The sequence below is a fragment of the Paenibacillus algicola genome (assembly GCF_005577435.1).
GTDB classification, from domain to species: Bacteria; Bacillota; Bacilli; order Paenibacillales; family Paenibacillaceae; genus Paenibacillus_AQ; species Paenibacillus_AQ algicola.
Map to the genome: position 1 here is coordinate 3,672,501 of NZ_CP040396.1, position 18,065 is coordinate 3,690,565.

General features: G+C 53.5%; 21 protein-coding genes and 1 rRNA gene (1 of these 22 only partly in view). 2 read left to right on the top strand and 20 right to left on the bottom strand.

The features are described from left to right. Both E6C60_RS17300 and E6C60_RS17305 read right to left on the bottom strand, forming a co-directional pair. Positions 1-782: ribosomal RNA gene (locus E6C60_RS17300) — 16S ribosomal RNA — on the bottom strand; it reaches 773 nt to the left of the window's first position. Positions 783-1,150: 368 nt separating this feature from the next. Continuing rightward, positions 1,151-2,029, bottom strand: a complete 879-nt coding sequence (locus tag E6C60_RS17305) for a nucleotidyltransferase-like protein (protein WP_138226963.1) — start codon at positions 2,027-2,029, stop codon at positions 1,151-1,153. 127 nt (positions 2,030-2,156) lie between these two features. Here E6C60_RS17305 and E6C60_RS17310 point away from each other — a divergent pair, with 127 nt between their 5' ends. After that, positions 2,157-2,558, top strand: a complete 402-nt coding sequence (locus tag E6C60_RS17310; protein WP_138226964.1) for a YgzB family protein — start codon at positions 2,157-2,159, stop codon at positions 2,556-2,558. A gap of 55 nt (positions 2,559-2,613) precedes the next feature. Here E6C60_RS17310 and E6C60_RS17315 read toward each other — a convergent pair whose 3' ends face one another. The 17 genes from E6C60_RS17315 to E6C60_RS17395 form a co-directional block, all read right to left on the bottom strand. Beyond that, on the bottom strand, positions 2,614-4,272 hold the full coding sequence (locus E6C60_RS17315) for a glycosyl hydrolase family 18 protein (protein ID WP_138227875.1): 1,659 nt from the start codon (positions 4,270-4,272) through the stop codon (positions 2,614-2,616). Positions 4,273-4,411: 139 nt separating this feature from the next. Continuing rightward, complete coding sequence (gene perR, locus E6C60_RS17320) at positions 4,412-4,843, bottom strand: peroxide-responsive transcriptional repressor PerR (protein ID WP_138226965.1); 432 nt, start codon at positions 4,841-4,843, stop codon at positions 4,412-4,414. A gap of 96 nt (positions 4,844-4,939) precedes the next feature. Then, positions 4,940-6,259 (bottom strand): DUF4097 family beta strand repeat-containing protein, encoded by a 1,320-nt coding sequence (locus E6C60_RS17325; RefSeq protein WP_138226966.1) that lies wholly within the window; start codon positions 6,257-6,259, stop codon positions 4,940-4,942. A gap of 39 nt (positions 6,260-6,298) precedes the next feature. After that, complete coding sequence (locus tag E6C60_RS17330) at positions 6,299-6,895, bottom strand: hypothetical protein (protein WP_138226967.1); 597 nt, start codon at positions 6,893-6,895, stop codon at positions 6,299-6,301. A gap of 211 nt (positions 6,896-7,106) precedes the next feature. Continuing rightward, a complete protein-coding gene (locus E6C60_RS17335) occupies positions 7,107-7,826 on the bottom strand; it encodes an MgtC/SapB family protein (RefSeq protein WP_138226968.1) in 720 nt (239 codons plus the stop codon). A 38-nt stretch (positions 7,827-7,864) separates the two neighbouring features. Further along, a complete protein-coding gene (locus E6C60_RS17340) occupies positions 7,865-8,350 on the bottom strand; it encodes a GNAT family N-acetyltransferase (protein ID WP_138226969.1) in 486 nt (161 codons plus the stop codon). Between the two features lie 133 nt (positions 8,351-8,483). After that, positions 8,484-9,923, bottom strand: a complete 1,440-nt coding sequence (gatB, locus tag E6C60_RS17345; protein WP_138226970.1) for an Asp-tRNA(Asn)/Glu-tRNA(Gln) amidotransferase subunit GatB — start codon at positions 9,921-9,923, stop codon at positions 8,484-8,486. A gap of 27 nt (positions 9,924-9,950) precedes the next feature. Then, positions 9,951-11,405, bottom strand: a complete 1,455-nt coding sequence (gene gatA / locus E6C60_RS17350) for an Asp-tRNA(Asn)/Glu-tRNA(Gln) amidotransferase subunit GatA (RefSeq protein WP_138226971.1) — start codon at positions 11,403-11,405, stop codon at positions 9,951-9,953. 21 nt (positions 11,406-11,426) lie between these two features. Beyond that, the gene (gene gatC, locus E6C60_RS17355; RefSeq protein ID WP_138226972.1) at positions 11,427-11,714 is read right to left on the bottom strand and encodes an Asp-tRNA(Asn)/Glu-tRNA(Gln) amidotransferase subunit GatC; all 288 of its coding nucleotides are present in this window, start codon (positions 11,712-11,714) and stop codon (positions 11,427-11,429) included. Between the two features lie 136 nt (positions 11,715-11,850). Continuing rightward, a complete protein-coding gene (locus E6C60_RS17360; RefSeq protein ID WP_138226973.1) occupies positions 11,851-12,231 on the bottom strand; it encodes an ATPase in 381 nt (126 codons plus the stop codon). A 167-nt stretch (positions 12,232-12,398) separates the two neighbouring features. Further along, positions 12,399-12,614: a hypothetical protein gene (locus tag E6C60_RS17365; protein WP_138226974.1), complete on the bottom strand. Its 216-nt coding sequence runs from the start codon at positions 12,612-12,614 to the stop codon at positions 12,399-12,401. Continuing rightward, complete coding sequence (locus E6C60_RS17370) at positions 12,607-12,939, bottom strand: DUF5345 family protein (RefSeq protein ID WP_138226975.1); 333 nt, start codon at positions 12,937-12,939, stop codon at positions 12,607-12,609. Before E6C60_RS17370 ends, E6C60_RS17365 begins: the two co-directional genes overlap by 8 nt. Beyond that, positions 12,932-13,468: an RNA polymerase sigma factor SigY gene (gene sigY, locus E6C60_RS17375; RefSeq protein WP_138226976.1), complete on the bottom strand. Its 537-nt coding sequence runs from the start codon at positions 13,466-13,468 to the stop codon at positions 12,932-12,934. The genes E6C60_RS17370 and sigY overlap by 8 nt, the downstream gene beginning before the upstream one ends. Before the next feature lie 94 nt (positions 13,469-13,562). Further along, entirely contained in the window at positions 13,563-13,751 is a 189-nt protein-coding gene (locus E6C60_RS17380; protein WP_138226977.1) for a hypothetical protein, read from the bottom strand. A 196-nt stretch (positions 13,752-13,947) separates the two neighbouring features. Further along, entirely contained in the window at positions 13,948-14,577 is a 630-nt protein-coding gene (locus tag E6C60_RS17385; protein ID WP_138226978.1) for an MBL fold metallo-hydrolase, read from the bottom strand. Continuing rightward, positions 14,577-15,149, bottom strand: coding sequence for a thioredoxin family protein (locus E6C60_RS17390; protein WP_138226979.1), 573 nt, complete (start codon positions 15,147-15,149; stop codon positions 14,577-14,579). Before E6C60_RS17390 ends, E6C60_RS17385 begins: the two co-directional genes overlap by 1 nt. Beyond that, positions 15,139-15,759, bottom strand: coding sequence for an undecaprenyl phosphate transporter UptA (locus E6C60_RS17395; protein ID WP_138226980.1), 621 nt, complete (start codon positions 15,757-15,759; stop codon positions 15,139-15,141). The genes E6C60_RS17390 and E6C60_RS17395 overlap by 11 nt, the downstream gene beginning before the upstream one ends. A gap of 178 nt (positions 15,760-15,937) precedes the next feature. Here E6C60_RS17395 and E6C60_RS17400 point away from each other — a divergent pair, with 178 nt between their 5' ends. Beyond that, complete coding sequence (locus E6C60_RS17400; protein WP_138226981.1) at positions 15,938-16,255, top strand: hypothetical protein; 318 nt, start codon at positions 15,938-15,940, stop codon at positions 16,253-16,255. Positions 16,256-16,365: 110 nt separating this feature from the next. Here the strand turns inward: E6C60_RS17400 and E6C60_RS17405 are convergent, their stop codons facing one another. Then, on the bottom strand, positions 16,366-18,003 hold the full coding sequence (locus E6C60_RS17405) for an O-antigen ligase family protein (RefSeq protein ID WP_138226982.1): 1,638 nt from the start codon (positions 18,001-18,003) through the stop codon (positions 16,366-16,368). Between the last annotated feature and the right edge of the window lie 62 nt (positions 18,004-18,065).

The window sequence follows — 18,065 nt, forward strand, 5'->3', positions numbered from 1 at the left end:
CACGCTTTCGCGCCTCAGCGTCAGTTACAGCCCAGAGAGTCGCCTTCGCCACTGGTGTTCCTCCACATATCTACGCATTTCACCGCTACACGTGGAATTCCACTCTCCTCTTCTGCACTCAAGTTTCCCAGTTTCCAGTGCGACCTGAGGTTGAGCCCCAGGTTTAAACACCAGACTTAACAAACCGCCTGCGCGCGCTTTACGCCCAATAATTCCGGACAACGCTTGCCCCCTACGTATTACCGCGGCTGCTGGCACGTAGTTAGCCGGGGCTTTCTTCTCAGGTACCGTCACTCTTCTAGCAGTTACTCTAGAAGACGTTCTTCCCTGGCAACAGAGCTTTACGATCCGAAAACCTTCATCACTCACGCGGCGTTGCTCCGTCAGACTTTCGTCCATTGCGGAAGATTCCCTACTGCTGCCTCCCGTAGGAGTCTGGGCCGTGTCTCAGTCCCAGTGTGGCCGTTCACCCTCTCAGGTCGGCTACGCATCGTCGCCTTGGTAGGCCGTTACCCCACCAACTAGCTAATGCGCCGCAGGCCCATCCTCAAGTGACAGATTGCTCCGCCTTTCCAGATCTCGCTATGCAGCGAAATCAACTATCCGGTATTAGCTACCGTTTCCGGTAGTTATCCCAGTCTTGAGGGCAGGTTGCCTACGTGTTACTCACCCGTCCGCCGCTAACTTTCAGAGGAGCAAGCTCCTCATCAAGTCCGCTCGACTTGCATGTATTAGGCACGCCGCCAGCGTTCGTCCTGAGCCAGGATCAAACTCTCCATGAAAGTTGAGTTCCATTGCTCATTTCAAAACTGACGAGATTACATAATCTCATTGTTGATCTCACCGTAAGGCAAGATCGGTTTAACTCACTCGTTGTTCAGTTTTCAAAGATCAATTCTGTTCATTCTTCATCGTCGCATCTCTCAGCGGCGACTTTTATAATATATCACAGCGACCAATGTTTCGTCAAGAACTTTTTTTTATTTTGTTGTTGACGACATATTCAGCGGTTAGCTGTCGATGAAGCCTCTTAAAAGGGGCGAGTTATAATGTAACACATCTTCAAGTTAGTCGTCAACCATTTTATTAAATTATGAGCAGACAAGCCTTGTCCCTCTAAGCACAGAAGGACAAGGCTTGCCAGTCAAAGCTAGATGGCATAGTAGCGAATATGATCCCAGCCAGGCCGCAAGGACTCCTTCCAGCCTGCTTCCTCGTGAATAATGGAACGATAAGAAAGCTTCCGGATCATAAGAGGCAGCTCTTCAAGCACCGGCTCCATCGCCGGATGCAGCATCAGCTCCTGGATCGTCCATGGCAGCTTTCTGCTGCGCAGAATCCGCATCAGTGGAGCTGAATAGTCGGCCATTCTAGACAGCACTGAGAACTCACAGGCCAGAAGCACCAGCTCAATCCGCTGTAAAAGCGTCTCTGAGCTTAAAGTAAGCTCTTCATACAATTTACGAACCGGGGTGTTTAAACCGGAAACCTGCTCCCACACTGCAAACTCCGGATGTATATCTCGATCAATCAATTCTATACAAGCCCAGCAGCGGAGGCTTTCTGTAATGCTTTGGTAAGCATCCAGCATATTCTTATGCCTCAAATGAGTCTTGGTATCCACGTAATGACGCAAGAACCGGGCAAAGCCTATAAATTGCTTCTGTTCTTTCAAGGACCCGCTAAAGCGCAGGAAATCTCGTCTTAACTGGCTAATCCGACCGTCCGTATCTTTAATCAGGTCTCCATTCAGGAGGCATCTAATAATCATGCTGTCCTCCCCGTTCATCAGCCCCTCCTGCAGTTCCTGCAGGCTGACGCTAATCAGCTGAAAGCTCTTATCCAGTCCCTGGATATGCTGAACAGCAGGCTCATCCCATTCCACTTCATACACAACAAGCAGATTCAACTCAAAGTCATGGACAAGCGAACCGCAGAACGCTGAATCCTGATTTCGGTATGCGACCGCTCCCATGGCGTTCTCATTAACCGAGTACCTATAATATAAAGAAAAGTTGGCTAATTCCACGATTCCCTCCATACATTCCTTGGCTAAATCAGGCCAATTCAGTTATAATGTAATTCTACAAGCTGATGTGAGTTCCTTCTTTTTGTTATATTTCGTTTTCTATTCCTACTGTGACAGGAGCTATCCTATGATCTTTAAAAGTGCAAAAATAAACGCGTTCCGTACCTGGGGACTTCTGCTGACTATGATTGGCATGGGGCTCATGGTGTTAGGTACTGCGGGAATTGTTTTTTGGGGGCAGGCTGGAAAAATATTCGCCGGCATCGGCTTGGTGCTGGGACTAATCACGATGGTCGGCAGTATGGCCATATACTTCTGGGCCGGCATGCTGTCCACCAGTGCGGTGCAGGTTCAGTGCCCCGAATGCGGCAAGCTTACCAAAATGCTGGGCAAAACGGACCGCTGCATGTTCTGCCATACGATTTTGACACAGGATCCCGGCATTGCCACAATTACAGCGGACGAGCTGGAAGCCCAGGGGAAATCTTCTCCGCAGGGACGCAGCTCAACCTCATCCCAACCACGTTAACGTTGTATAAAAAGACTGGCCGCTTATGACAGCGGCCAGTCTTTTTTGAATATTTTTATTTATGAATGCTTTTCAGAACCTCCCACGCCTCTGATGACCCCAGCATCCGGCTCCAGGAAGCGATGCCGCCCAGATCATATTGATGCGCCAGCTCTACTCGCGCCTTCAGGGAAATCTCGTCCTCGATCCAGATTTTGTTCAGAGACTGCTCTTCTTGGTACTGTACATAATTCTGACCTGTGAGCTCGTCGTAAACCGGAGTCAGCGCTTTCTCCTTCAAGAGGGATTGTACGGCTTCCATTCCCACCGCCTTCGAGGTCACTTTTCCGCCGCCTTCTACTCCTTCTTCAGTCCATATTCTTGTATATAACGGAATGCCCAGCACCAGCTTAGAAGCCGGTACCTCATCCTCTTCCAATATTCTCCGCACCGTTCTCTCCGCCCAGGGCAGCGAGGACACTGAGCCTGCCTCAGGACTGGCAGCCCAATGCTCGTCATACGACATGACCATCATATAGTCCACAGCATGCGCCAGTTCCCTGCGATCCAGGAAAACAGACCACATTTCGCTGGAGGATTTCGGTGTTACATCGATCGATACGATCAAGCCGAGCTCTTTTGCACGGGGATAAAGCTCTCTCATAAACGCAATCAGATTCTGCTTGTCCTTGGTGTATACATTCTCAAAATCAATATTGATTCCATCCAGTCCATGAGCCCGGCTTAGCCGGATCACTTCCGTAATCAGAGCCGCTCGGGTATCATACGTCGAAAGCACAGCGGTCGTAATATCCGGATTGAAGCTATTCGTCAGCACTCCCCATACTTCCTTATCCAGCTTGTGCGCCCATGTTACATAATCCGGGCTTACCTTGGATGTCACGTCTCCCGCTTCGCTCGTAATCTCAAACCAGGTCGGACTGACCACGTTTACGCCGGGCAGCTGCCCCAGCTTGTCCGGGTCCGGATTACGGGAGTATACCGCTTCCCAGGTCAGGTTAACGGATCTGTCTCTCCACTCCAGGTCTGCCCGGGAAGGCTCATGAATTCTTTGAGGATAGATCTTATTCCCCTTAGGTTTAACCTGATCTGATGGCACATAGCCGGTATATCCCTGGTCGGTTTGAACCTTCAGCCAGCCCTGCTCCTCCTCGCCCCAGATCCGCAGCCTTTCCCCCGGCGGCATGTCCTGTAAAATCGGCGACTTGATCGACGGGCTCTGCCGCAAGGCAGCAAAAGACTGTTTGCCCGCTGGCACCGCTTCTCCGAGCTCAAGATGGTCTCCCGCCCGGGAGAGCAGCACCGCTCCTGTCCCCGAATGCTCGTAGTATGCCGTGTAATACAGCTCCTTCAGAAGCTTCGCAGGGACGTACAGCTTGCCATCAACACGCTCAACGGTCTGCTCAAAGGAAGCTTCTTTTCCGTTACGCGTCCCCTTCAACGTACCTGCTGACAATGACAACACTTCCGAGGCCGTCGTAAACACTACCGTTTCCGAACCCTCATCTTCGTAAATATATGGATCCACATATTCTTGTACCAGGGCCAAAGGCAGCATGAGACTGCTTCCCTGCCCCGAGGCGGAATAACCGGTCAGTTCCCCCTGAACCAAAATCGGCTGCTTTAGTCCGCGCCAATCCGGCTCGGTGTAGCTGCTATTCGGAAGCTTTTGAAGCGTCCACCAGACACCTGCTGCCATCAGAATCAGAAGCATCAAGGTGAAGACTCCCGCCTTTTTCCTGCCGCCTCTGCGCCTTATACGTCTTGCCACTTTACGCTCCGCCTTTCTATATGCAGTCTTATATATACAAAATAAAAAAACGTGAAGAATGGGTCATTCCTCACGTTGCAGATTAGTGTTGCATTTGCTGACAGCAGGTACATACGCCATAAAGCTCCATACGGTGTCCCTTCACCTGAAAGCCGGTGTTCTTCTCCGCCTGGTGCTCTACGTCGGAAAGCGTAGGATAACTGAAATCTTCAATTTTGCCACAGCATTCACAAATCACATGGTAGTGATCTGACACATTGGCATCAAATCGACTGGAATTATCCCCGTAGGTGAGCTCCCGAACCATGCCAGCTTCTATAAACATCTTAAGATTATTGTATACCGTAGCTACACTCATGCTTGGAAATTTCGGTTCCAAGGCACGATAAATGTCATCGGCCGTAGGATGGCACATGGATTCTACCAGATAAGACAAAATCGCGTGGCGCTGCGGCGTGATGCGGACTCCCGTCGCTTTGAGCTGTTCCAATGCATGCTGCACGGACGTTCCCATATGGTCCACCGCCTTTAGTAGATAGTTTAACCTGTAAAACTGTGTAAAAGCTGCAGGTTAACATTATTTTCGGCTATGTTTTTTAATTTGTCAATGTCAATATGGCAAAGGCGTTAAGCTGCCTTCTCCTGATCTTCGCTCATATTCCGGATAGCTTCGGTATACATTGAGATCACTGTTGCCTTCGATTACAATGTGGTGCTCCCCGCTGCCAAGCTGCCCTGTGATGGTCTTCTGTTCGACTTGAAAGGGCATTATTTCTGAAAAAATCCGTCCGTAGCTCGTTGTGCCCTTGATTTTGTAGTCCCCGGCCAAAGGGAGATGAAGATTCATCTCGCCCACCGCGCTGTATACATCCCAGTTCCCGCCAATCAGCCCTGACCGAATATCAACCGCACCGTTCAAGGACTCCGCTTTGAGACTTTGCCGGACGCCCGCTAAAGTAATGTTGCCGTTCTTCGTTCGAACATCAATGTCCTTGCCCAGCCGGTTCGCCGTAATATTACCCACTTGGGTACTGAGCACAACGCTGCCACTCACATCATAAGCCTGAACTGTGCCGCTGCTTGTCGTCATTTGTACATCGCCGGTCAGATACCGCACGTTCATATTTCCGTTCAGTGTGGAGCCTGTCACATCTCCGTATACCCGGCTGAGAGTAATGGGCCCGTTGCCGCTTTCCAGGGTGATTTTGCGATTCGCTTCAATATTGAGCAGGAAGATACCGCCGTTCATGGTGCGAACCTCCAGATCCAGGCGCCGGTTGTCCGGAACCTGAATGTCGAGATTCAGGCGAGGCTGTCTTTTTCCGGATTCTCCGTAGGCCTTGCCCTTGGCGCGAATAGAAATAATGCTTCTTCCTTCCACCTCTACCGCCGACTGCTCGGCAATCGCTTCAGCAAGCCCCGGCTCCTCTTGATCCACCCACACCTCGGTCTGCACAATAATATCGTCTGTACGGCCCCGGCGCACCACAATATCCCCGTTCAGATGATCGATACTCAGCCTGGCGGCTTCAATCGTCACGGGAATTTCCAGCTCCGGCTTCACAAAGCGATTGCCTGTTTCTTCACTATAATCCACACCGGCCGCCGTTAAATTCAGACTGACCCGATTCCATAAATGCAGGAAATGATCCTGCTGGGATACGATAAAAAAGGAGGCCGCTGCCGCCAAAGACAACAGCACACCCCGGATATCCGGCCGGAAACGCCACCGGCTTCCTTCTCGCCGAAGCTTGAAGTAGGCAAAACGGGCCAAATATTCAATGCCTAGCAGCACAAACAGTGCCGGCCACCAGGTTAGCAGCAAAAATACATGGTCCGTGTTGTACCACTCGTCGATAAGCAGCAGGCCGCCAGTGGCGATCAGGAGGAGCGCTGCAGTGTATCTTCCAATTTTTACAGTATGCCTCATCGATTCATTTCACCTTCTTTTCGCAAAAGCTGCTGGCCTTTACAGCCTCTTCTTATGCTTCAGCATTTCCCGAATGCCCATGATGAAGCCCGCCGCCACCAAGGTCAGGGCAGCTATTTCATTACCGTAATCACGGATCCCAGCCTGCAGCCAGGGCGGCCTCTGATGCAGCAGCATCAGTAATGCGCCTCCCGCAACCAGCATCAAACCGAAAGACAAGCCTCCGGCTCCGCGGAATATGTCAAGCTCAGGGCGTTTTGATTTCTGAGTATGCAGAGTGACCTGCTCCTCCGCACGCCGTTTTCGGGATGTTAAATAATCTGCAGTCTGCAGCACATCGTATACATTATAGAAATAACCCGCCGGAACCAGCAGCCCCAGCAGCATGAGCAGCGGAACATTTATTTGCATACCGATGGATGAAAAATAAAGCAGCGCGGAAATATCCAGCATGAGGAGCAGCACAAACAGCAGGCCTTTTCGATACAAGCCCAAATAAATGTGGCCTAATCCTGGAATGATCGCCGCCAAGAGCAGGGCTGGCAGCTTCCTTCTTCTTCGGCTCATAAAGCCAGGTCCGCCGGGAGACAAGCTCCGGGAGCGTCGTTGCTTATGGGTTGGCTGAAGCTGTTGCATCACCGTTCTCTCCTTCCACGAGAGGCTCATCATGATCCGATTGTGTCTTTCTTTGATAGTACCCTAAACGACAGACAGAGTAACTGTCAAAAAACTGGATACGTGTATGAGCACTCTATCCACCGTCTAGATTTACAATTGTTATCCGAAGCTTGTTCCCATCCCAAGATAAAAACAGCCAACCCGCTTAAGGGATGGCTGTATTCAATGCTTATTCTGCCGTAACCATAGAAACTCCGCCTAAATCACGGATCTGCTGGGTCAGCTTCACCGGATCAAACCGGCGGTCTGTAAGCACATGCAGTGAGATTTCCAGCCCCGGTATAGCCGGCTGCGTGTCGCTGAAGGGAACCGTATTCCGCTCGTTCACGATCAGCTTTTTGATTACAAAGCCCTCGCTGTTCAGCATCGCTGACAGTCCATCAAGCAGTCCGGGTGCATTACTGGCATGGACCGTCACCAGATGAAGCTTGCTGCCCCGTATGTATCGCTGCTCCAGCTTGTTAAACACGACGAGATTCACCAGAATGAGCAGGGTGGAGACGATAGCTGCAAAATAAAAGCCGGCTCCCACGGCCAGGCCGATCGCTCCAACGACCCAGATCGAGGCTGCTGTCGTCAAGCCGGTAATGGATTTCCCGGTAAACAGAATGGTCCCGGCCCCCAAAAAGCCAATCCCCGTAATGACAGCCGTAGCCAGACGGGCAGGGTCAATTCGAACATTCACCTCATCTACGAAATCCGCAAACCCGTATACAGAAAGCAGCATAATCAAGGATGAGCCCATACACACCAAGATGTGCGTACGCAGCCCGGCAGCATGATTTGACCGCTCTCGTTCCCAGCCAATCATTCCACCTAGCACCAGAGCCAGCACTAATCTGAAAAAAATGCTCACATTGTCAATCACCCATGGATTTTCGAGCTCCATGCCATTCCTCCTCGCGTATGTTTGTTATCTGTCAGCCCTCAGGCTTTGTCAGCCATGCCTTCCCCTGATCTGTGCAGATGAAATTCCGTCAGCTCCACAGCAGGTACCACTTCCAAGGTGCCGACCGGCTGAAAGCCCGCCTTCTCATACAATCTGACAGCGGGAAAATTCTTGCTTCCGGTGAATACAATCAATAACGGGACCTCTTTATAGGTGCTTAGGACGTGCGTGACCAGGCGGGTGGCAATACCCTCGCGAAAATGATCCGGCGCGACCATCATACGACTAATCGTAAGCTTTTCCTGCTCCAGCTCTACAGCTACAGCACCGATCAAATCACCCTCCGGGTCCCTGATGCCATAAAAAATCTCGCCGCAGGCGGCAATCGATGCATACGTATCTCTTAGCGGCGGCAGATCACTCAGTCCGATCGCCTGGGCCTCATAGGGATAGGCCGCATGCTGAAGAGACCAGATTTGCTGCACCGTATCCTCATCGCCTAGCTGTAATGCTTCAATCTCCATCCCTCATACCAGCCCTTCGTTAGGCATGCACCTTAATATATAATCCGAAATGATACGAAACATAACAAGCAATCCGGCAAAGGTGTAAAAAAGAGACTGCCGACAGGCAGTCCCTTTGAAATTCATGCGGCGGTTATACGTTCAGCACATCCACCAGCAATTTGTTTACGAGCGCAGGGTTCGCCTTGCCCTTACTTTCCTTCATCACTTGTCCCACCAGGAAGCCGATGGCCTTCTGCTTGCCAGCCTTGTAATCCTCTACAGATTGCGGATGGCTTGCAACCACCTGCTCTACAATGGCCTTAATCGCGCCTTCATCACTAATCTGAACCAGACCCTGCTCCTCTACAATCTGCTGAGGAAGCTTGCCGCTCTCCAGCATGCTCTTGAACACAGTCTTGGCAATTTTGCTGCTAATCGTGCCCTTCTCGATCAATCCAATCATCTCACCCAGCGCTTGCCCGGTAATCGGAACCTGCGAAAGCTCCAGGCTATTAGCATTCAGATATCCCATCAGATCGCCCATAATCCAGTTCGATACTGATTTGGCATCCTGGGTATACTTCAGGCTGTCCTCAAACAAATCCGCCAGTGCCTTGGAGGAGGTAATTACAGCTGCATCATAATTCGGCAGTCCATACTCCGCAGCGTAGCGAGCCTTGCGGGCATCCGGCAGCTCCGGAATGGTCGATCTTACAGCTTCCTTCCACTCTTCACTGATGTGTACGCGCACCAGATCCGGGTCCGGGAAATAGCGGTAATCATGGGCTTCCTCCTTACCGCGCATGGAAAGGGTCTTGCCCTGCGCCTCATCCCAGCGGCGTGTTTCCTGGACAATCTTGCCGCCTTCATCCAAAATTTCGGCCTGACGGTATTCCTCATACTCCAGACCGCGCTGCACACCGCGGAAGGAGTTCATGTTCTTCAGCTCAGCCTTTGTGCCGAGCTTCTCTTGACCGTAGGGACGCAGGCTGATATTCGCGTCACAGCGCAGCGAGCCCTCCTCCATCTTCACATCGGAAACCTCACAATACTGCATGATGGAGCGAAGCTTCTCCATGTATGCCTTGGCTTCCTCAGGTGAAGAAATTTCCGGCTCGGAAACGATCTCCACTAGCGGTGTGCCGACACGGTTAAAGTCGACGAGAGAAGCATAGCCGCCGTCCACGTGAGTCAGCTTGCCGGCATCCTCCTCCAAATGAAGGCGGGTAATGCCAATCCGCTTGGTCTCTCCGTTCACTTCAATATCCACCCATCCATTCTCTCCGATCGGCTGATCATACTGGGAAATCTGATACGCCTTTGGAGAATCGGGATAGAAATAGTTCTTGCGGTCAAATTTGCTGATGTCACCGATGGTGCAATTCAGCGCCATGGCTGCCTTCATTGCATATTCGACAGCCTGTCGATTGAGCACCGGCAGAACGCCGGGATGTCCGAGACAAATCGGACAAGTGTGGGTATTCGGCGGAGCTCCAAATGCTGTGGAGCAGCCGCAGAAAATTTTGGACTTCGTATGAAGCTCGACGTGAACCTCAAGTCCGATTACCGTTTCATACTTGGATGTAGACATCTCTTTGTTCCCTCCTTCTGCCGGTGATTACAGTTCCGGACGCCGTTTATGATGGTCTGTATGTTGTTCAAAAGCGTGTGCTGTACGCAGCACCGTCTGTTCATCAAACGCCTTGCCGATAATCTGCATGCCCACCGGCATCCCGCCTGCAAAGCCGCATGGAACGCTGATCGCCGGTACACCCGCCAGGCTGACCGGAATGGTCAGAATATCATTGAGGTACATCGTCAGCGGATCATCCACCTGGGCACCCAGCTTGAATGCCGTTGTCGGGGCTGTCGGTCCAATAATGACATCGTATTTCTCAAACACCTGGTCAAAATCCTGCTTGATCAAGGTCCGTACCTTCTGCGCCTTCAAATAGTACGCGTCATAGTAACCGGAGCTCAGGGCGTAAGTACCCAGCATAATCCGCCGTTTCACCTCATCGCCAAAGCCCTGGCTGCGGGATTCATGATACAAATCGAGCAAATTGCCGCTGTCGGCCCGCTGTCCGTAGCGGACGCCGTCAAAGCGTGCCAGGTTCGAGGAAGCTTCGGAGGAGGCCAGCAAATAATAGGTAGCCACGGCGTACTCTGTATGCGGCAGCGAAACCTCTTCCCATACGGCACCAAGACCTTCCAGCACCTTCAACGCATTCAGTACAGTTTCTTTGACCTCGGCGTCAACACCTTCGCCCAGATACTCTTTCGGTACGGCAATACGGAGGCCGGAAACATCACCGCTTAACGCGCTGATATAATCCGGGATGTCCACCTTGGCTGAGGTCGAATCCATCGGATCATAGCCGGCAATGGATTGCAGCACATATGCAGAATCCTCTACATTCTTGGTCAACGGCCCAATCTGATCCAGGGAAGAAGCAAAGGCTACCAGGCCGAAGCGTGATACCAGGCCATACGTCGGCTTCAAGCCCACGACGCCGCAATAGGAAGCCGGCTGGCGAATAGAGCCTCCAGTATCCGAACCTAAAGTGAAGAATGCCTCTCCTGCCGCAACCGCAGCAGCCGAGCCGCCACTGGAGCCCCCAGGAACTCGCTCCAAATTCCACGGATTACGGACAGGATGGAAGCTGGAATTCTCGTTAGATCCACCCATGGCAAATTCGTCCATGTTCAGCTTTCCGATCGTAATGGCTTCTGCAGCGTTAAGCTTGGATACAACCGTGGCATTGTATACCGGGTTAAAGTTCGACAGAAACTGGCTGGCACACGTTGTACGAAGCCCTTCGGTTACAATATTATCCTTCAGCCCTGCCGGCAGCCCGAACAGCAGCCCTCTGGCTTCGCCCGAAACCAGCTTGTCATCCAGTAATTTCGCCTGAGCGCGCGCTCCTGCTTCATCCAGCGTAAGGTAAGCCTGTACCTTCTCTTCCCGTTCCCCGATCTGGCGGAACACTTCGTCTACCAGATCGCTGACGGACAGCTCCTTCTCGTGAAGCTTGCTATGTATCTCATGTAATCTATAATCTAACAAACTCAAGGTCATATCCTCCTCTGCGCTCTATTCCAGTACGGCAGGCACTTTAAATTGTCCGTCTTCCTCATCCGGTGCATTCAGCAGCACCTTCTCGATCGGAAGCGACGGCCGGTTCTCATCTTCACGCATAACATTACGCAGCGGCAGGACATGGGTGGTAGCCTCTACCTGATCTGTGTCCAGCTCTTTCAGCTTCTCGGCATATTGTAAAATGGCGTTCAATTGGCCGGTAAATAGCTCTTCCTCTTGTGGAGTCAGGTTAAGCCTCGCCAGCTTGGCCACATGCTGAACGTCCTTGGTCGTAATACTCATGATTTCACTCCTCTTTCTTCCCTTCTCGTGTTTAAAGGGATAAAGTCGCGGATAACTTTTCTCATTATATTGTAGAAGAAGATACAATTCAATGTTCAGAGCCATGCAAAAAAGAGCCGGCTCTTGGCCGACTCTTCTAAATCCATGCCCGAAGATTCACTTGCTTGATGAAATCAGCCTGAGACATTGTCTCCTTGACCTCTTCCTCTACCTCGGTCTGATCCTGCTCACCGTTCATCACCTGATGAAACAGCTTCTCATTATATGTCGACAGGGCAAAATCGATGAGCGCTTCCCGCTCCACCCGCTCGGCTTCCTGTTTCAACACGACAGCCTCCAGCTCAATATCACCCGCCGGAACAAAAAAATTACGGTTGAGAGAAGGAATCCGAATGACGTAATCAAACGCGTTGTCCGGATTTCGGTCGTACGCAATAATATAGGCGTACTGGCCAACGGGAAGATTCTGCTCAAAGGCGTCTGCGACCACTGTGACTTTTTCCCCTAAACGCAGCATCGTCTACCTCCTGAGATGTCTTTCCTTACTTATCTTAGTAGTCTACTAAAAATTCATAGCGTTGTCTATGAGAATCCCAAGTAAAAAACATCTGGAAATCTGCGAGGCTCTGCCGGAAATAAGTCCCGGTTCCGCTGCGGCTATGGCACGCTCTACATCATGAATAATTACGTCCCTTTACCGCGGCGGAGGATGAGAAAATAGTAAACAACCAGTGGGGTCGGCACGTTCAAAATGCCCCAAACGCCCCAGAACCAGGCCATTCTCCCGAGCCCCCGTCTTCTGGCATCCAGAAACAGCGCGGTTCCCTGCGTCAGGAGGAGCAAGGCGATGACCAAGATGGCCCATGGAGGAATGGATTGGATCTCCCGCCACTCACTCATAGGAGCTTCCTTTCCGGCCGGTATAACGACCGGCGAGGAAGGCGGCCCCGACAAGCAGCCCCAGGCCTTGGATCAAGAGCAGCAGCACCGGACTTGCCCATGCCGCCACAAGCACCATGCTGATCACCAGAACAGCCAGCAATATGAAGCTTAACAATTCCCGCCGCTCTCTTTGGCCCCTTCTCTCTATAGAAGCAAGCGCCATGGCTTCCAGCTCCGCAAGCGGCGGCACCCCGGTGCGGTCCGCTGCACGGTCCAAACGCTCCAGCTCCTGATTCCATGCCTTGATCCACTGCTCGTGCTCTTCACCAAGCCGCTCAGACATGTCTCTTCAGCTCCTTTCGCAGTGATTGGATTCCATACGAGGCTCTGGATTTCACCGTGCCAGCCGGAATGCCCAGCATTTCCCCGATCTCATCATAGGAATAGCCATAGTAATGCTTAAGCAAAATGGCAATCCGGTGGTCGTCTGACAGCGCCGATAAGGATTCCAGCATTTCATTCCATGCATCGCCCCCGCTCTCCAGCTGCCATTTCAGCTTGCGGAGGCCCTGCTCCTTCTCTTTCAGAAACCAGGCACGCTCCCGCTTCCTTCGCCTCATCTTGTCCAAATAGATACGCGTTCCAATCGTGATCATCCAGGAGGAAAAAGAAGAGGTTCCATTATAACGGTGCAGGTGCTCCATGCAGCGAAGGACGGTATCCTGCGCAATATCCTCTGCCAGTGTGGAATTCATGGAAATCTTCAGCAGATATTTATGCAGAAAAGAGTAATGCTGCTGAAACAGCTCCGCCATCGCTGCTGGATCCCCCTGCCGGGCCCGTTCAATCACCTCAGCGTCTTGCCTCTTCATCTAGGCATCCTCACCTGCTTCATGTGTCATTTCCTTCTTAATACGATTCTGTCCTGCTAAACGTTCAAGATCCGGGCTTACCATGGGAGTTCCATTATTTGTCGATACGGCGCAGCTCCAGCCTCACTCTCCAGGGCTGGGGAATACAGCTGTGCCTTAGCAGCTGCAGCCAGGCTGCGGAGCTCTCTCTGCTTGTCTTCTCGCAGGAAGTCTTCCCTGCTGCTGCACTCTCATGCCTCTGATCCAGGCTGCCTTCAACCAGCGGCAAAAAATCGGTTTTCATATCCACAGCTCCCTATTCACAGCGTCACATAACAGCGAAAAAAGGCGTATAAAATAAAAGAACGCAAACCGGGAATGACTCCACAGTCTGCGTGCTTCGCGAAAGTTATTATGCAATTGACGTAATTGTAGCAATTTTGCAAAGGCTTGTCCAGCATTAAATGCTCGGATGCTGTCGTTTTTTGAACTAAGCCGCTTCATCTGACATACGGGTTTCGTTCTTTTTCGTAGCCGATGCTGGTTCGAGGACCATGTCCAGGGTACACAATCGTGTCGTCGGGAAATGTGAACAGGGTGTGCTGAATGGAGTTCAGCAGATCGCGCTCCCGTCCGCCCGGCAGATCTGTGCGTCCAACGCCCAGCTTGAACAGCACATCTCCGGAGAAGAGATGCTGCCCGCACAGGAAGCTGACACTGCCCGGCGAGTGCCCCGGCGTATGATGCACGGTGAAGGTGTGTCCGATGAGCGATAGACGCTGGCCCTCATCCAGCCCGTATTCTGCGGGCTCCGTGCTAAGCGGACCTGTGACCTGCGGCCATCTCAGGGACCCGTTGAGCTTGGGCGATTCCAGCCACTCCTGCTCCAGATCATGAAGATATACCGGACAGCCCTTCAGCTTGCGGAGCTCATCGACGCCGCCCATATGGTCAAAGTGAGCATGCGTCAGCAAGATTGCCTCAACCTCAATGTCCTGGATGACTTTCAGCAGCGGTCCCGGATTCATTCCCGGGTCAATAATTACGGCCTGGCGTGGATTCTCACCGGTTAGCATATAAGCATTCGTCTGCAGAGGCCCCAGATTAAAAGAAGTAATATTCAGCATTATTACCCCTGCGCAATCCCGGCAAGCTGTTGCCGAAGCTCACCGATCACGGCCGCAGCCGATTCGTGCTGCTCTCCGTAGGCCTGCTGAATGCTCTTGCGGGTCTGCAGCAGCTTCTCCTGATAATCCGGTGCTTCGCGGTCCGGGTTGTCCTGCTTGAATGCAGCCATATGCTTCTGGACATGGGCAGGTCGCGGTCCCCACTGACGGAGCACGTTCCCGCCGGAATCCACCATAAGGACGACGGGAATCGAGCGTCCGCCAAACGTGAGGAACTGATCCATCGTCTCCAGATGCTGCTCCATCACAAGCACCTCGGTGGTCACTTCAGCAGCCTCCAGCGCTCGGAAAATGGCCGGCACATTACGCAAAACATCTCCGCACCAGTCTGCTGCCAGTATAAGCACCCGCACATCCTTGCCCTTCAGGCTCTCGAAAAATTCACGATCCTCATCCGAGCTCCATTCAAAGGCATCGTAATTGCTTTGAAAAGCCTCTTTGTTCTTCTCCATGCTGTCCATAAATTGTCTCGGCGTAATGCCGGTGCCCAATTTATGCGCTACATTAACGGCCATGCTGCGCCCTCCCTTTTTTCAGCTTCATCCATTTGATTATAAAGTAAATGATGAGGATTGCCAAAGCGCCGAGCAGGAATTCCCGGATGTACGGAGAGGCCATTTCATGAGCTTGCTCCCACTGATCTCCAAGCAGCATCCCCAAATAGAGAAATAGGGCGGTCCAGGGTATGACTGCCAGGGTGGTGAGGAGGGTAAAGCGTCCGAGGTTCATTTTGGAGATGCCTGCAGGAATCGAAATGGCATGCCGGACCACGGGCACAAAGCGGGCGGTGAAAATGACGCCGGTGCCATATTGGCTGAACCAGTCTTCTGCGTAGTCGATGTGCTTTTTATGGATGAGGAGATATTTGCCGTAGCGCTCCAGAAAAGGCCTTCCCCCATAGCGTCCGATCCAGTAAACGAACAGCTGGGCCAGTACCCCGCCTGCGGTTCCAAACAGCATGGCTCCCGCAAAGCTGATCTGCCCTTCGGACACCAGATACCCGCCGTAAGCCAGTACAATCTCGCTCGGAATTACCTCCAGCATCAGTCCCAGCATAATCCCGAAAACGCCCAAACCTTGAATCCATTCAAACAGACCGGCAATGCCATTCATGATTGCATCCATAATTTTATTAATCCCCCTGAGCTAATGTAGTCCCGGATTGTGAAATCCTGTGCGGCTCTGCGGCCGGATATCTCATATGTATTCTCTGGCTTTAAAGGACATGCATCCCGCCCAAATAAGGATCGCCTTGTGTCTTCCGCCCGGCCGGGCACATATCGTGAAGAAAGGAGTGATGCCCATGCATACCCCATACAGCAAGCAGGATGGCATCCGTCCCCCGTCTCCACGGGGTATTCGGCGCGCCTGCAGCAAGGAGCTGTACCGGACCGTCAAGCGGCTGAAAACGTACATTGAGCCCGAGCTTGTCAAGCAGGGAGAAGAATTGTATTACCGGAAGGTCATTGGCAATCTGATCTGGATTCATGAGAATTACAGCAACAAAAAGCTGCTGTGCGACTGGTGGGACACCGAGGTGTCCGCAGAGCTGGCTGAGCTGTGGCAGGTGCCGGAAAAAGCGCTGCAGGGGGCTTTTCGCAGCGCTTTTGGAGGGGCTTGAGTGCGGGAGCTTTAAGTCCGGCAGGAGCGGATGCGAGCCGCTTGCAGGCAATGCCGTGGCGTGGTGCATTAGTGCGGGGCTCGGCATGAACGGGTGCAGCCGGCAGGGCTTTAGCGGGGCGGCCGGGAGCGCGGGTCAGGAGAAGCTTGCGCGGCGGAAGGGCGGCTTGTTTCACCGTTAGCGGCAAGCAGAATGATGATGAGCCAGACCAAGCCATAGCTCCAATCGAAATCAACCGCGCTGTGAATCAAGAGCGCAAGCAGCGGGGTCCATTGTGCCGCCTGCCTGCTTACGCTGACTGCCCTGCATAAGGTCCAGAGCAGAAGAGCAACGCCTGCTGCAGAGATCAGGCCCAGATTGAGCAGCCAGTCCAGGTAACCGCTATGAACCTCGGCAGCCGCATAAGGCTGGCTCTGTAAGAAGCTGTACGTTCTCCACGTATCCCCGCCCTGCCCGAACCAAGGGGACTGCTGGAACAGCTGCCAGGCATCACGGTACATGAACAGCCGTGATGCCATCGTCCCCCCTTGTGGATCCAGCCGGGTATGGATCTGCGACCCTATTGCCACAGCCGCAACGGCGTATAGCAGCAAGGATGCAAGCAGCGCGAGGCGGGCGCGGGGCGGCGCGAGGTGGGCGCGGGGCGGCGCGAGGCGGACGCGGGACGACGCGAGGCGGACGCGGGGCGGCGCGAGGTGGGCGCGGGATGACGCGAGGCGGACGCGAGGCGGCGCGAGGTGGGCGCGGGGCGGCGCGGCGCCTGCGGGCTGGCTGCGAAGCAGCCCGCAGGCCAGCCACCGGCCGGCAATGCTCCCGCCGGCCCACAGCCCGGCCAGCCATAGCAGGCCGGGCAGCACCGCAGGAGCCAGCTGCGCCTCGGCCAGCTGGCGATAGAGCAGCGCCGCGCCCGCGAATGGCGCGGCTGCCGCCGCCAGGAGCAGCGCGGCACCGCGCCGCTCCGCGGCAAGACCGGCCGCCGCTGCCAGGGCGGCCGCAAGCCAGGCGCCGCGCGACTCCGTCAGGAGCAGCGCGGCGGCGTAGGGCAGAAGCGGCAGCAAGGCAGCCGCTTCACGCCCCAAGCCGGTGCGGCGCTGCAGCGCACCGGGGAGCGCAAACAGGCGCTCCAGCAAAAAGGCGGCCATCACGGCCCCGAACGTGTTCGGGTACTGAAGGAGGCCGCCGAGCCTCGCGCCTGCAGCGCTAATGGCAGGGTCTGCCGTCCGCAGAATAGCGTCCGGCAGCTCCAGCACCCCATACACGGCAAGCAGTGCGCTTCCGCATAGCACAGCTCCCGTACCGTGCCAAGCCAGCCGCAGCCAGCTTCGCCCTCCCTCCGTGCGGCTCAATCGCCAAGCCGTTAGGCCTGCCGCAGCGCACAGACTCCAGTGAGTCATTTCACGCTGGGTGCCCTGCACCGAAACCGGGCCACTGATCAGATGAAAGCCGTATGCAGCTGTCATCATTATGCTGAGCAGCAGCAACGGCATCACAGCAGACCGCATGATGACAGTGGAAGGATGATTCCTTATAGCAGCCTGACCTGCGGCGAGCCCCGCCTCATCTCCAGCGGCCAGCACTTTACTCCCTTCTGCCGCCGGTCTCACCGCCAGCACCGCGCTTGCAGCCAGACACAAGCCTCCAGTTACAGCAGCCACCCCGTACATCTCATGATCAAAAAACAGCCCCGTCTGCAGACACCCCATCCCCAGCATTGTCAGCAGCAGGATACCCAGTATGCCAGTGACCATACTTACCCCTCCCTTGACGCACTTGATCCTACAAGTGTCGCCGCCATGCCGGAAGGCTAACC

Coding starts and splice junctions, on each gene's coding strand:
- E6C60_RS17360 (WP_138226973.1), bottom strand. CDS start 12,231: ATGCTGCGTTTAGGGGAAAAAGTCACAGTGGTCGCAGACGCCTTTGAG.
- perR (WP_138226965.1), bottom strand. CDS start 4,843: ATGGGAACGTCCGTGCAGCATGCATTGGAACAGCTCAAAGCGACGGGA.
- E6C60_RS17365 (WP_138226974.1), bottom strand. CDS start 12,614: ATGAGTGAGTGGCGGGAGATCCAATCCATTCCTCCATGGGCCATCTTG.
- gatC (WP_138226972.1), bottom strand. CDS start 11,714: ATGAGTATTACGACCAAGGACGTTCAGCATGTGGCCAAGCTGGCGAGG.
- E6C60_RS17325 (WP_138226966.1), bottom strand. CDS start 6,259: ATGAGGCATACTGTAAAAATTGGAAGATACACTGCAGCGCTCCTCCTG.
- E6C60_RS17405 (WP_138226982.1), bottom strand. CDS start 18,003: ATGGTCACTGGCATACTGGGTATCCTGCTGCTGACAATGCTGGGGATG.
- sigY (WP_138226976.1), bottom strand. CDS start 13,468: ATGAAGAGGCAAGACGCTGAGGTGATTGAACGGGCCCGGCAGGGGGAT.
- E6C60_RS17380 (WP_138226977.1), bottom strand. CDS start 13,751: ATGAAAACCGATTTTTTGCCGCTGGTTGAAGGCAGCCTGGATCAGAGG.
- E6C60_RS17315 (WP_138227875.1), bottom strand. CDS start 4,272: ATGCTTCTGATTCTGATGGCAGCAGGTGTCTGGTGGACGCTTCAAAAG.
- E6C60_RS17335 (WP_138226968.1), bottom strand. CDS start 7,826: ATGGAGCTCGAAAATCCATGGGTGATTGACAATGTGAGCATTTTTTTC.
- E6C60_RS17330 (WP_138226967.1), bottom strand. CDS start 6,895: ATGCAACAGCTTCAGCCAACCCATAAGCAACGACGCTCCCGGAGCTTG.
- E6C60_RS17400 (WP_138226981.1), top strand. CDS start 15,938: ATGCATACCCCATACAGCAAGCAGGATGGCATCCGTCCCCCGTCTCCA.
- E6C60_RS17340 (WP_138226969.1), bottom strand. CDS start 8,350: ATGGAGATTGAAGCATTACAGCTAGGCGATGAGGATACGGTGCAGCAA.
- E6C60_RS17310 (WP_138226964.1), top strand. CDS start 2,157: ATGATCTTTAAAAGTGCAAAAATAAACGCGTTCCGTACCTGGGGACTT.
- gatB (WP_138226970.1), bottom strand. CDS start 9,923: ATGTCTACATCCAAGTATGAAACGGTAATCGGACTTGAGGTTCACGTC.
- E6C60_RS17395 (WP_138226980.1), bottom strand. CDS start 15,759: ATGGATGCAATCATGAATGGCATTGCCGGTCTGTTTGAATGGATTCAA.
- E6C60_RS17390 (WP_138226979.1), bottom strand. CDS start 15,149: ATGGCCGTTAATGTAGCGCATAAATTGGGCACCGGCATTACGCCGAGA.
- E6C60_RS17370 (WP_138226975.1), bottom strand. CDS start 12,939: ATGTCTGAGCGGCTTGGTGAAGAGCACGAGCAGTGGATCAAGGCATGG.